At 65.8% G+C, this 12,952-nt stretch carries 12 protein-coding genes; 9 read left to right on the top strand and 3 right to left on the bottom strand.

Annotated elements, in window-relative coordinates:
• Positions 1–132: 132 nt before the first annotated feature.
• The 3 genes from VHL31_RS04325 to argC form a co-directional block, all read right to left on the bottom strand.
• Positions 133–717 (bottom strand): hypothetical protein, encoded by a 585-nt coding sequence (locus tag VHL31_RS04325; protein WP_329659978.1) that lies wholly within the window; start codon positions 715–717, stop codon positions 133–135.
• A 77-nt stretch (positions 718–794) separates the two neighbouring features.
• A complete protein-coding gene (locus VHL31_RS04320; RefSeq protein ID WP_329659977.1) occupies positions 795–2,024 on the bottom strand; it encodes a threonine ammonia-lyase in 1,230 nt (409 codons plus the stop codon).
• On the bottom strand, positions 2,021–3,067 hold the full coding sequence (gene argC, locus VHL31_RS04315; protein WP_329659976.1) for an N-acetyl-gamma-glutamyl-phosphate reductase: 1,047 nt from the start codon (positions 3,065–3,067) through the stop codon (positions 2,021–2,023). Before argC ends, VHL31_RS04320 begins: the two co-directional genes overlap by 4 nt.
• 354 nt (positions 3,068–3,421) lie before the next feature.
• Here argC and purD point away from each other — a divergent pair, with 354 nt between their 5' ends.
• The 9 genes from purD (at position 3,422) to VHL31_RS04270 (ending at position 12,950) form a co-directional block, all read left to right on the top strand.
• Complete coding sequence (gene purD, locus VHL31_RS04310) at positions 3,422–4,702, top strand: phosphoribosylamine--glycine ligase (RefSeq protein WP_329659975.1); 1,281 nt, start codon at positions 3,422–3,424, stop codon at positions 4,700–4,702.
• Between the two features lie 63 nt (positions 4,703–4,765).
• Positions 4,766–5,338: a biotin transporter BioY gene (locus tag VHL31_RS04305; protein WP_329659974.1), complete on the top strand. Its 573-nt coding sequence runs from the start codon at positions 4,766–4,768 to the stop codon at positions 5,336–5,338.
• A complete protein-coding gene (locus tag VHL31_RS04300; RefSeq protein WP_329659973.1) occupies positions 5,335–6,291 on the top strand; it encodes an L-threonylcarbamoyladenylate synthase in 957 nt (318 codons plus the stop codon). The genes VHL31_RS04305 and VHL31_RS04300 overlap by 4 nt, the downstream gene beginning before the upstream one ends.
• 18 nt (positions 6,292–6,309) lie before the next feature.
• Entirely contained in the window at positions 6,310–6,801 is a 492-nt protein-coding gene (locus VHL31_RS04295) for a hypothetical protein (protein ID WP_329659972.1), read from the top strand.
• Positions 6,802–6,901: 100 nt separating this feature from the next.
• A complete protein-coding gene (locus tag VHL31_RS04290; protein ID WP_329659971.1) occupies positions 6,902–7,888 on the top strand; it encodes a BMP family ABC transporter substrate-binding protein in 987 nt (328 codons plus the stop codon).
• A 36-nt stretch (positions 7,889–7,924) separates the two neighbouring features.
• Entirely contained in the window at positions 7,925–9,460 is a 1,536-nt protein-coding gene (locus tag VHL31_RS04285; protein ID WP_329659970.1) for an ABC transporter ATP-binding protein, read from the top strand.
• Positions 9,460–10,569, top strand: a complete 1,110-nt coding sequence (locus VHL31_RS04280) for an ABC transporter permease (protein WP_329659969.1) — start codon at positions 9,460–9,462, stop codon at positions 10,567–10,569. Before VHL31_RS04285 ends, VHL31_RS04280 begins: the two co-directional genes overlap by 1 nt.
• Complete coding sequence (locus VHL31_RS04275) at positions 10,566–11,540, top strand: ABC transporter permease (protein ID WP_329659968.1); 975 nt, start codon at positions 10,566–10,568, stop codon at positions 11,538–11,540. Before VHL31_RS04280 ends, VHL31_RS04275 begins: the two co-directional genes overlap by 4 nt.
• A 180-nt stretch (positions 11,541–11,720) precedes the next feature.
• A complete protein-coding gene (locus VHL31_RS04270) occupies positions 11,721–12,950 on the top strand; it encodes an adenylate/guanylate cyclase domain-containing protein (protein ID WP_329659967.1) in 1,230 nt (409 codons plus the stop codon).
• The last annotated feature ends 2 nt before the right edge of the window (positions 12,951–12,952 follow it).

Below are 12,952 nucleotides of genomic sequence, written 5' to 3'. Positions count from 1 at the left end.
TTGCACCAAGGTCTGGGAAAGGAGGCTGACACGGAGTGGTATCAGCGATGCTAGGCGAGTGAACGAGGATGCACTTCAAGCGGTCTACGCGCGCCTATGCCGAGAAGGCGGAGTAGCTGGTTACGCTTTCGATCAGGGAGCCAGCCGGCCGCCCTTGATCAAGGCGATCAGGCCCAGTCCCAAGGCGATCAGGAAGCCGCCGGCGAGGCCGGAGGTGATGGCGGACCAGAACTGAGAGCGGGCATTTTCGTAGGCCCTGGCTAAGCGGACGGCGGTTTTGACGCCGTCTTCGTCCTGCAGACCCAGACGTGCCATCAGGCGATCGACGGCTTGGCTCACGGCCTGCTCGGCAGCACGGCGCGCAACCACCTCAATCTCGCCCAGGATTTCGCGCCGGTCGTCGGCCAGTTGCCGCTGGACGCCGATCGGACGAGCGGTGAGCGCATGAAGCTGGCGGCGCAGCTGGCCGCAGTCGCCCGTGATGAACAGCAAGGGTGTGCCCGGAAAAGCGGCCTGCAGGGCATCCACGATCTCCGCTCCCTCGCCATCGGGCAAGGTAAGTTCCGCCAGGATCGCGTCGGGCTGCCATCCCGGCCGTTCCCGCAGCAGCATCGCCTCGGCCAAGCTGGCCATGCCGCGCAGGTCCAGTCGTTCGCCCGGCTCGCGCAGCAGGCCTGAAAGGATGCGGGACGTCTGTTCCAGGATCAGGACACGCACCGCACCACTCCAAGAAGGTTGGAGAGGAGTTCTACCACGAGTTGATAGATTGTTAAAGACTTTGATCCTATCCTGGATCAGAAGCCGCCGGATGATGGAGCTTCGTCCAGGCTGCGGACGGCATAGCCCTCCGCCGCCAGCATGTTCCGGATCTGCGCGGCGTGGGCTGCATTGCGGGTCTCGATCGTCACGTCGACATCGGTCTGCATTACCGAGATGCGGGCAAACGCGCGCTGGTGGCCGACGTCCACGACATTGCCCCCGCACTTGGCGATCAGCGCCGTCACCTGGGTGAGGCTGCCGGGCCGGTCGGGCAGGCTCACCCGAAAGCGGACCAGCCGCTCGGTGCGGACGAGGCCCCGCAGGATCACGGCGGACAAAAGGCGACTGTCGATGTTGCCGCCGCAAAGCACCAAGCCGACCCTCCTGCCGCGGAACCGGTCCGCATGGGAAAGAAGAGCCGCCAATCCAGCGGCTCCCGCACCTTCCACCACGGTCTTCTCGATCTCCAGCAGCATCAGGACGGCCGTCTCGAGGGCCGCCTCGTCGACCAGGACAACGTCGTCGACCAACCTCTCGATGATCGGTAACGTGAGGACACCGGGGTTCTTGACGGCAATGCCTTCGGCGATCGTCGGACCACCCGCCTCGATCGGCAGGTTGCGCCGCAGACGCCAGACCGAGGGATAGAGTGCCGCCTCCACCCCGATGATCTCGATGTCTGGCGCGATGACCTTGGCCGCCGTCGCCATGCCGGCAATCAGCCCACCGCCCCCGATCGGAACGACCAGCACCTCGAGGTCGGGATGCTCGTCCAGCATCTCACAGGCGATGCTGCCCTGGCCGGCGATCACCTCGGCATCGTCGAACGGATGCACGAACAGGAGACCCTCGCGCGCAGCGATCTCCCGCGCATGGCCGCCGGCCTCCTCGACGCTGGCCCCGAACAACTCGACCCGAGCCCCCAGCTTGCGGGTGTTCTCGACCTTCACGATCGGAGTGAAAGCCGGCATCACGATGACTGACGGGATGCCCAGCCGGCTGGCGTGATAGGCTACGCCCTGGGCATGGTTGCCCGCCGACATGGCGATGACCCCCTGCCGCCTCTCCGCGTCGCTGATCTGCAAGAGCCGGTTCAGGGCGCCCCGTTCCTTGAACGAGGCGGTATACTGGAAGTTCTCGAACTTCAGGCGGACCTGCGCGCCGGTGATCTCGGAAAGAGTGCGGGAGGGCAGACAGGGCGTTCGGAGGACCGCACCGGCGATGCGCCCTTGTGCTGCACGGACATCGTCGAACGTGACGGTCACGGAAAGAGCGGGCCGATGGTAAGGCCCGCCGTTTCCGGCAGCCCCACCATCACGTTCATGTTCTGGAGCGCTTGTCCGGATGCGCCCTTGATCAGGTTGTCGCTGACGGACAGGAGGATGGCGCGCCCCTCGATCCGATCCGGGTGCACGGCGATCAGGCAGTGGTTGGAGCCACGCACCTGCTTGGTCGCCGGCAGCGACCTCATCGGCAGCACATGGACAAACGGCTCGTCCTGGTAGGCCTCCTCCAGCCGCTCCTGGAGGTCTTGGACCAGCACGCCCTGCTTCATCCGCACATAGGTCGTAGCAAAAATGCCGCGGACCATGGGTACCAAGTGCGGCGTGAAGCTGACCTTGACGGTGCCACCGGCGAAGTCGCCCAGGCACTGGTCGATTTCGGGGGCATGCCGGTGATTGCCGACGCCATAGGCTGCGAAGCTGTCGGCGATCTCGGTGAAGAGCAGGTTCTCCCGCACCGACCGGCCGGCACCGGACACGCCCGACTTGGCGTCGATCACGATCGGGTCCCGCTCGATCAACTCCTCTGCCAGCAGCGGGATCAACGGCAGCTCGCTAGTCGTGGTGTAGCAACCGGGATTGGCAACCAGCCGGGTGGACTTCACCTTCTCGCGGTAGTGCTCGGTCAAGCCGTAGACGGCCTCACGCTGGAGTTCGATCGCCTTATGGGGGTGCCCATAGACCTGCTGATACGCCTTCGGATCGTAGAGGCGGAAATCTGCGGACAGATCGACGATCTTCACGTTGTGTGGAAGGTCGCGCAGCACTTCCTGGGTCGTCCCGTGCGGAAGGCAGCAGAACACGATATCCAGGGTGGCGAAGTCCACATCCTCGATCTTGACCAGGCGCGGCAGCTTCTGGGGAGCCAGGTGGGGGAAGACCTCGGCGATCTCCTTGCCCGCCATCCGGTCTCCAGTCAGCGCCTCGACACGAAGCCCGTCATGCTGACCCAAGAGGCGCAAAAGCTCGGCACCGGTGTAGCCCGACGCGCCCAGCACCCCCACCGCCAGTTTCGAAGCCGCCATGTCCTTCACTCCTTCCGACGGGCAGCAGATAGAACCGGAACGGCCTGCCTGCAACGCGGCGGACGCGAACGGTGGGAGCATGCTCGGCCAGCCCGAAGAGCGCCTTGTCGGTGCCGCGGCCTGACAAGCACTATCCATGCTCGTGCCACCGCTATTGCCGCAAGCCGGCTGGCGGCCGGATCAGTCGGCATCCGTATGGCCTGACTTAGGCATGCGGCGGCGCACGGCCATCTTGCGGCCACTGGCCGACAGCTGCCAATGCTGTCCCCGTTCGGTGCGAACAAACCGGCTGTTGGCCGGCCATGCGATCGTGATCCTGATCGTCTGATCTACTGGCTCTAGGGGAAATCCTGCATGAAGACCCTGGTCATCGGCAGCGGCGGGCGCGAGCACGCGCTCTGCTGGTCGCTGGCGGCCTCGCCGCTGGTCAGCGAGGTGCTATGCGCGCCTGGCAATGCCGGTATTGCCAACGTGGCCCGCTGCGTGCCGGTGCCGGTCGACGATGTGGAGGGGCTGCTGCGGCTGGCACTGGACGAGGGCGTCGGGCTGGTCGTGGTCGGGCCTGAGCTGCCGCTGACCCTTGGCCTGGTCGACCGCCTTTCGGAGGCTGGAGTCCGTGCCTTCGGTCCGTCCGCCGCAGCGGCGCGGCTCGAGAGCTCGAAGGCGTTCACCAAGGATTTTTGTACGCGGCACGGTATCCCGACCGCCCGCTACCGGACGTTCACCCGCGGACAGGAGGAGGACGCTCGCACCTATGTGCGGGCGGAAGGTGCGCCGATCGTAGTCAAGGCCGATGGTTTGGCCGCGGGCAAGGGCGTGGTGGTGGCGGGCACCATCGAGGAGGCGCTGGCGGCCGTCGACGATGCGTTCAGCGGTGGCTTCGGCGAGGCGGGTGCAACGCTGGTGATCGAAGAATGCCTCCAGGGCGAGGAAGCATCCCTCTTCGCCTTGTGCGATGGCACCCATGCCCTGGAGATCGGCACCGCCCAGGACCACAAGCGCGCGTTCGATGGCGATGCCGGGCCGAACACCGGCGGGATGGGCGCCTATTCGCCCGCCCCAATCCTGACGCCGGAGTTGGTCGAGCGCGTGATGCAGGAGATCATCCGCCCGACGCTAGGAGGCATGGCGGCGGAGGGGCAGCCCTTCAAGGGCTTCCTTTATGCCGGCCTGATGCTGACCGCAGATGGGCCGAAGCTGATCGAGTACAATGTCCGGTTCGGCGATCCCGAGTGCCAGGTCGTCCTGCCCCGCCTGATGACCGACCTGTGCCAACTCATCCTGGGCGCCATCGACGGACAGCTGGGCCACATGAATCTGCGCTGGTTCGATGCGCATGCCTTGAGCGTCGTGCTGGCAGCCAAGGGATACCCGGGCCCCTATCGCAAGGGCACCGAGATCCGCGGTACGGCAGGGCTGGAAGGCGACGACCTGCTTCTCTTTCATGCAGGCACGGTAAGCGACGGCGAACGCCTGCTCGCCAATGGCGGGCGCGTGCTGAACGTGACCGGGCTGGGTGCGTCACTCCAGGAAGCACGTGACCGGGCCTATCAGGCGGTCGACCGGATCGACTGGCCCGATGGCTTCTGCCGCCGGGACATCGGCTGGCGAGCACTCGCGGCCGCGCATTCCTGACACTTGCGCTCACGTGTGACCGACCTAAGCTTGTGCCCTGCCACAAGCCGTCCGGGAATCGTCATGTCCACCACGTTCGTCTCTCCCATCGACAAGCTCTGGCCGACCGAGCGGCCGATGCTGCGCAACGTGGCGCTGGTCCTGTTCGGCACGCTGCTGCTCTATGCATCCGCGAAGGTGCAGGTGCCTTTCTGGCCGGTGCCGATGACCATGCAGACGGCCGTCGTGGTGCTGATCGGAATGGCCTATGGGTGGCGGCTGGGCGCTGCCACAGTCGTGGCCTATCTGGCCGAGGGTGCGGTCGGCCTGCCAGTGTTCGTGGGAACGCCGGAGCGTGGCATTGGCCTCGCCTATATGGTCGGCCCCACGGGTGGCTATCTGCTCGGATTCGTCGCCGCCGCCGCGATTGCCGGCTGGATCGTCCAGGGCGGCCATGGCCTTGCCCGTATGGCCCTGGCGGTCACGGGCGGAATTCTCGCGATCTTCGTCGTGGGTGTTGCCTGGCTTTCGGTCCTGATTGGCTTTGACAATGCCATCGTGCATGGCGTCCTGCCGTTCCTCCCCAGCGAGATCGCCAAGATCCTGTTTGCGATCGCCGTGGGCGTCGGCATGTTCCGGCTGCGCCGGCAGGCGTGAACCGGATCGTCCCACCGGACCCAGTTTCGATCCGCGAGGCGGCCGAGCTTCTACGCTCCGGCCGCCTCGTCGCGTTTCCAACCGAGACGGTCTATGGCCTGGGCGCCAACGCAACGGACGATGCGGCGGTGCGGGGCGTCTACCAGGCCAAGGGCCGTCCGTCTCACAACCCATTGATCGTCCATGTACCGGACGTGGCCGCCGCCGCAGCACTGGTACGCTTCGACGAGCGCGCCCTCCGGCTGGGCAAACGGTTCTGGCCCGGACCACTGACGCTGGTCCTGCCTGCCAGCGCAGATGCTCCGATCTCCCGGTACGCGACGGCGGGGCTCAACACGATCGCGATCAGGGTCCCTGCGCATCCGGTGGCACGTACCCTGCTGGCGGAAGTGGCCCTGCCAATCGTGGCACCCTCGGCCAATCCGTCAGGACGGATCAGCCCCACCATTGCCCGGCACGTGGCGGATGACCTGGGCGCGGCCGTCGCCATGGTGCTGGATGGCGGCGAATGCCCGGTTGGGCTGGAAAGCACGGTGATCGACCTGTCCCGGCCGGATCGCGCGGTGATGCTGCGGCCGGGCGGTCTGCCAAGAGCCGAGTTGGAGGCCGTCCTGGGCAAGCTTGGGCAGGCTGGTCCGGATCCCGATCGTCCCGCTTCACCTGGGATGCTGTCCTCCCACTACGCACCGTTGGCAGCGGTGCGCCTCGATGCCCTGACGGTGTCGGCGGATGAGGCACTCCTGGCGTTCGGCAACGACGTGCCGGCGGGCGCCTGCGTGACCCTCAACCTCAGCCCATCCGGTGACCTGCAGGAAGCCGCTGCCAACTTGTTCGCGATGCTGCGTCGGGCTGACCGCTCGGGTGCGGCGCGCATCGCGGTGATGCCCATCCCTGGTGACGGCTTGGCGGAAGCGATCCGAGACCGCTTGCAGCGGGCGGCGGCACCTCGGTGACGTCATGGCCGTGGAACGATGGAACTCGCTGACGTCGTGCAGTGGGCTTGGGCCAGGCACCACAATCTGCTCAGCTGGTACATCCGGCCGTTGTTCCTGCTGCCGTTCTGCTACTTCGCCTATCAGCGCAGTCTGGTGGGGATCGTGGGCACGCTCCTGGCCCTGGCAACCAGCATGTTCTGGTTTCCAGCTCCGACGACAGTCTCGCCAGGCGTCCAGGCGATGCTGGATGCGGAGCGCGACTACCTGCTTGGCGAATGGACGGTTGCCAAGCTGGCACTGGCCCTGCTCGTGCCGTTGATGCTGACGGCACTGGCGATGGCGTTCTGGGTGCGGTCGTTCCTGTGGGGCCTCGTCGTCCTCAACCTTATGACCGTCACCAAGATCGCCTGGACGTTCGCCTATGCCCCGGCCGAAGGTGCCTTCGCCCACCTGATTCCGGCGCTCCTTGGGCTCGGCGTGTGCAATGGCATGGTCCTGCTGGCGCGCCGCTGGATCCGGTCGTCTTGATCCGGCAGTGAACAGCGCTTGCCAAGTGCTACGCCTTGCTTAGGCTCCAGTCATGCGTGCGGCGGTCGACCCGCCCGATCTTGTCACGTGGGAGACAGCGATGATCCGCCGTTCGGTTCTTCTCGCAGCAGCGAGCTTGCTCAGCTTGTCGGTCGCGGCGCAGGCGCAGGACTTCCAGCCGGCCCTGATCTTCGACATGGGCGGCAAGTTCGACAAGTCGTTCAACGAGGCGGCCTACAACGGCGCCGAGAAGTTCAAGGCCGAGACCGGCATCGACTATCTCGAGTTCGAGGTGACCAACGAAAGCCAGCGCGATCAGGCGCTGGAGCGCATGGCGCGGCGGGCGAGCGTCGTCGTCGTCGTCGGCTTTGCCTTCGGCACCTCGCTCGAGGCGATCGCGACGAAGTACCCGGATGGCAAGTTCACCATCATCGACGCCAGCGTCGACAAGCCCAACGTCCAGTCGATCCTCTTCAAGGAGCACGAGGGCAGCTACCTTGTCGGCATGGCGGCGGCGCTGACCAGCAAGACCGGCAAGATCGGCTTCGTGGGCGGCATGGACATCCCGCTGATTCACAATTTTGAGTGGGGCTATGAGCAGGGAGCCAAGGCGGCCAATCCGCAGGTCCAGCTCACCGCCAACTATGTCGGCACGACTCCGGCCGCCTGGACCGATGCGACCCGTGCGAAGGAACTTGCCTTCAGCCACTACGACAATGGCGCGGATGTCGTGTACGCCGCAGCAGGTGCGGCAGGGCTGGGTGTGCTCGAAGCTTCCAAGGACAAGGACAAGTTCTCGATCGGCGTCGACAGCAACCAGAACCACCTCTACCCCGGCAACGTGCTGACCTCGATGCTCAAGCGCGTGGACGTAGCGGTATACGAGGCGTTCAAGGCAGCACAGGCTGGGACTTGGCAGGCAGGCATGCTCAACCTCGGCCTCAAGGAGGAGGGCGTGGGCTATGCGCTGGACGAGAACAACAAGGAGGTCCTCACGCCGGACGTCGTAGCCAAGCTCGACGAGGCCAAGGCCAAGATCATCTCAGGGGAGATCACCGTGCAGGACTACTACTCCAAGCAGCAGTAAGCCCAGCCGGCGGTCCTGCACTTCGACCGGAGTACCATGTTCCAGCGCCAGCAGCCTTCCTCGGCGCCGCTAGCCATCAGCCTGCGCGGCGTCGACAAGCGGTTCGGCGCGGTTCATGCCAACCGCTCCGTCGACCTGGACATCCAGACCGGCACCGTCCACGGGATCATCGGGGAGAATGGTGCCGGCAAGTCGACCCTGATGAATATCCTCTATGGCTATTATCAGGCCGATGCAGGGCAGATCCTGATCGATGGGCAGCCTGTGCGGATCCAGGGTCCGCAGGACGCGATCCGTGCCTGTATCGGGATGGTGTTCCAGCACTTCATGCTGATCGACACCTTCACCGTGCTGGAGAACATGCTGCTGGGCGCAGAGGGCGGACCCCTGCTGGCCGCTGGGGCGGCCAAGGCACGGGCGGAAGTGCTGCGGCTGGAGCGCGAGTACCGGCTGGACGTCCCCCTCGATGCGGTCGTAGCCGACCTGCCCGTCGGCGTGCAGCAGCGGGTCGAGATCCTCAAGGCTCTCTACCGAGGCGCCAAGGTCCTGATCCTGGATGAACCCACGGGCGTGCTGACGCCGCAGGAGGCTGACCATCTGTTCCGCATCCTGCGCAGCCTGAAGGCACAAGGGCGTACGGTGGTCCTGATCACCCACAAGCTCCGCGAGATCATGGCGGTGACCGACCATGTCAGCGTCATGCGCCAGGGCGCCATGGTCGCCCACCGGCCGACGGCCCAGACGTCGCGCGAGGAGCTGGCCGAATTGATGGTCGGCCGCAAGGTGCTCCTGCGGGTCGACAAGGGGCTGGCCAAGCCGACCACGCTGGCCTTGCGTGTGCACGATCTCGTGGTGACCGATCGGCAGGGGGTCGAGAGGGTCAAGGGAGTCTCGTTCGACGTCCGGCGTGGCGAGATCCTCGGCATTGCCGGCGTGGCGGGCAATGGCCAGACCGAACTCCTCGAAGCGATCACTGGCATCCGCAAGGCGGCGTCGGGTTCTGTCGAACTCGATGGGCGGCCAGTCGACGCAAGCGGCCACCGGCCAGAAGGACTTGGCCACGTGCCGGAGGACCGACTGCGGATGGGCCTGGTCCGCGGCTTTCCCGCCTGGGAAAATGCCTTCCTGGGCTATCAGGACCGGCCTGACTGCACGGATGGCTTGTTCCTCGATCGTCGCAAGCTGGTCGAGCGCTGCGCCGAATGGATGAGAATCTTTGACGTCCGTCCGCCAGACCCCAATTACGACGCCACGGCCTTCTCCGGCGGCAACCAGCAGAAACTGGTGCTGGCCCGGGAGATCGAGCACGACCCGATCCTCCTGGTGGTTGGCCAGCCGACCCGGGGCGTGGACATCGGCGCCATCGAGTTCATCCACCGGCGGCTGATCGAGATGCGGGATGCAGGCAAAGCCGTCCTGCTGGTCTCGGTGGAGCTCGACGAGATCATGTCTCTGGCCGATCGGATCCTGGTCATGTTCGACGGCACGATGACCGGTGAACTCGCTGGCGGTCAGGCCGATGAGAAGAAGATCGGCTTACTCATGGCAGGCATCCGAAAGGAGGCGGCGTGATGGCCGCATCGGGCGTCCGGCGCCTGCCAGCCTGGGCCGACTATGGCCTTCTGCCGCTCCTGAACCTGGCTGTCGCCTTCCTGATCGCCGGCCTCGTGGTGGTGGCGCTCGGCGAGAGTCCGCTGGAAGCATCCGGCTATCTCGTTCGCGGTGCATTCGGCAATGCCGAGATGCTGAGCTGGACACTGTTCTATGCCACCAACTTCGTGTTCACGGGCCTGGCAGTGGCCATCGCCTTCCATGCCGGCCTGTTCAACATCGGCGCGGAGGGCCAAGCCTATATCGGCGGCCTGGGGCTTACCCTGGTCTGCCTCTATCTGGGCGATCTGCCCTTCTTCCTCGTGCTGCCGCTGGCAATGATCGGCTCGGCCCTGTTCGGCGCGGCGTGGGGCTTCGTTCCGGGCTGGCTGCAGGCCAGGCGGGGCAGCCATATCGTCATCACCACCATCATGTTCAACTTCATCGCCGCGTCGATCATGACCTACCTGCTGGTCTACGTGCTGATCCGGCCGGGCAGTTCGTCTCCCGAGTCGGCGATGTTTCCCGAGAACACCTGGCTACCCGAGCTCTGGCAGATCGCCGAGCGGTTCGGCCTGTCGCTGCCTGAGACCCCGCTCAACCTCTCCTTCCTCTGGGCGCTGATCTGCGCGTTCCTGTTCTGGCTGTTCCTCACCAGGACCAGGGCCGGGTTCGAACTGCGCGTGGTCGGCCGCAACGACCAAGCGGCCGTGTATGCCGGCATCTCACCGGCCAAATGGCAGATGATGGCCATGGCGCTGTCGGGCGCACTCGCCTCGTTCATCACCCTGAACGAGATCATGGGCAGCCAGCATCGGCTCCTCCTGAACTTCACCGGTGGCTACGGCTTCGTCGGCATCGCAGTGGCCCTGATGGGCCGCAACCATCCGATCGGCATCATCCTGGCCGCCATCCTGTTCGGCGCCCTCTACCAGGGTGGCTCGGAACTGGCCTTCGACATGCCCGCAATTACCAAGGACATGGTGGTAGTGGTTCAGGGTCTGGTGATCCTGTTCGCGGGCGCCCTCGAGCACTTCTTCCGCCCGACCCTCGAGCGCCTGTTCCGCCGCAGCATGATGGTGGCGGCATGAGCGAGTGGTGGATCCCTGCCCTCCTCCTGCTCGACAGCACGCTGCGCCTGGCGGCTCCGCTGGTGCTGGCCGCACTGGCCGGCCTGTTCAGTGAACGCGCAGGCGTGGTCAACATCGCGCTGGAAGGCAAGATGCTGGGTGGGGCGTTCGCCGCTGCCGCCGTGGCCGAGCTGTCCGGCAATGCCTGGGCTGGCCTTCTGGCTGCCATGCTGTTCGGTACCGGGCTGGCCCTGGTGCACGGATTCGCTACCATCACCCATCGTGGTGACCAAGTCGTGTCGGGCATGGCCCTGAACATTCTGGTGGCGGGCCTGGGACCGGTGCTGGCCAATGCCTGGTTCCAGCAGGCCGGCCGCATTCCGGTCAGTGCCGACGAGGCCCGCTTCACACCGATTGACCTGCCCTTCGTGGAAGCAATGCGCAGCGTACCGATCGTCGGCGGGCTGTATGGCGAGCTGATTTCCGGCCACAATCTCCTCGTCTACCTCGCGGCACTGGCGGTCCCGCTGACCTGGTGGGTCGTCTGGAAGACCCGCTTCGGGCTGCGCCTGCGCGCCGTCGGCGAGAATCCGGCCGCTGTCGACACCGCCGGCATCTCCGTGCCCTGGATGCGCTACCGCGCGCTCATGGTGTCAGGCGCCGTCTGCGGCATCGCCGGCGCTTATCTTTCGATCGCGCAGAATGCCGGCTATCTCCGCGACATGAGCGCCGGCAAGGGATACCTGGCCCTGGCCGCGCTCATCTTCGGCAAATGGCGGCCGGGTCCGACCATGTTGGCATGCCTGCTGTTCGCCTTCACCGACGCGCTGCAGATCCGCCTCCAGGGCAATGCAATTCCGGGGATCGGTCAGATCCCCAGCCAGTTTGTGCAGGCCATTCCCTACGTCGTCACCGTTCTGCTCCTGGCTGGTTTCGTCGGCAAGGCCGTGGCACCCAAGGCGATCGGCGTTCCCTATGCCAAGGATCGTTGAACGTCCCCGGCGGGTAAGGCAAGGCTCTGGCTGGTCAGGATTCGTGTCGGTTGCTGCCGCGGTAGCGCGGTAGATTGAGCTCGGCGGCACTTGAGCAGCATCAAGCATGCCGGCCATGGCGCCTGAGGCTGGCTCATTGGGTGCCGGCCACGTCCAACTTCCGAATCGTGAGGCCGATCGGTGCATAAAGACGTTCCCTCATGGATCATGGAGGTAAGCGACCTGGTCCTGCGGGGCGCCGTTGCCAATGACGATCTGCGCGATCTGCTGGCGCAGGCCTGCGAGCAGCTCTTGGGTCATGGCATCCCGCTCTGGCGGGTCAGCCTGAGCATGCGCGCGATCGATCCTACTGTCCGGGCGCTTTCCTTCGTCTGGCGGCCTGGCACTGATGTAGCGACCGACGAGACTCCCTACATGGCCGCCGACGAGGACGAGGCCGCCTACGGGCGCAGCCCCATCGTCTACATGCTGTCCCACGACCTGCAGGTTCATTGCTGGCAGCTCGAACGTGGCGAGGGTTGCGACGTCATCCCGATCCTGGCGGAACTGCGTCAGCAAGGGGCGACACATTACGTGATGTGGTTGGTTCGCTTCGGCGGGCCGACGACGCCCGCCCTGCCTGGCATGGCGCTCGGCGTCGCGACCGATCGGCTGGGCGGATTTGGTGGCCACGAACTCGCTGCGCTCGACGCGCTGCTGCCCACGATCGGGCTGGCCGCCTGCCGGTTCGCCCTGACCAGGACCGCATCGGAGTTGCTGAGCGTCTATCTCGGCCCGATGACGGCCCAACGCGTGCTGGCGGGGGAAGTCCATCGCGGCACCGGCCGTGCGATCGACGCGGCGATCCTGATCGCGGATCTTCGCGGCTTCACTGCCCTGGCCAGCCGGGAAGATCCGTTATGCGTGGTGCGCTGGCTCGACCAGTACCTCGAGGCCATCGGCGGCTCGCTGTCCGACCATGGCGGCGAGGTCCTCAAGTTCCTGGGTGACGGGTTGTTGGCCGTCTTCCCTGAGGACGGGCCCGATGGGGAGCAGGCCTGCGTTCATGCCCTGGCGGCAGCACAGGAGACGCTGGCGCGCACGGCCGCTCTCAACGCTGCCCGACGCAAGGAAGCCTTGCCCGCGCTGGCACTCGATATCGCGCTGCATCGGGGCGAAGTGGTCTATGGCAATGTTGGAGCGGCCCGGCGGCTCGACTTCACCGTGATCGGACGTGCGGTGAACGAAGCCAGCCGGATCGAAGGCTTATGCGAACGCCTGGGCCGGTCCCTGCTGTTTTCCGCCTCCTTTGCCGCGCGATGCAGGCAGCCGGTCCTCAGCCTCGGCTGCTTCCGACTTCGTGGGATCGACGAGGAACTCGAGGTTCTGACATTGGATGGCGGTCCCGCTGGCTACCGCCTGGAAAGCTGAAC

This window comes from Geminicoccus sp. (assembly GCF_036263595.1).
In the GTDB taxonomy this organism is placed as follows: Bacteria; Pseudomonadota; Alphaproteobacteria; order Geminicoccales; family Geminicoccaceae; genus Geminicoccus.
This window is presented reverse-complemented; position numbering and strand designations above follow the sequence as displayed.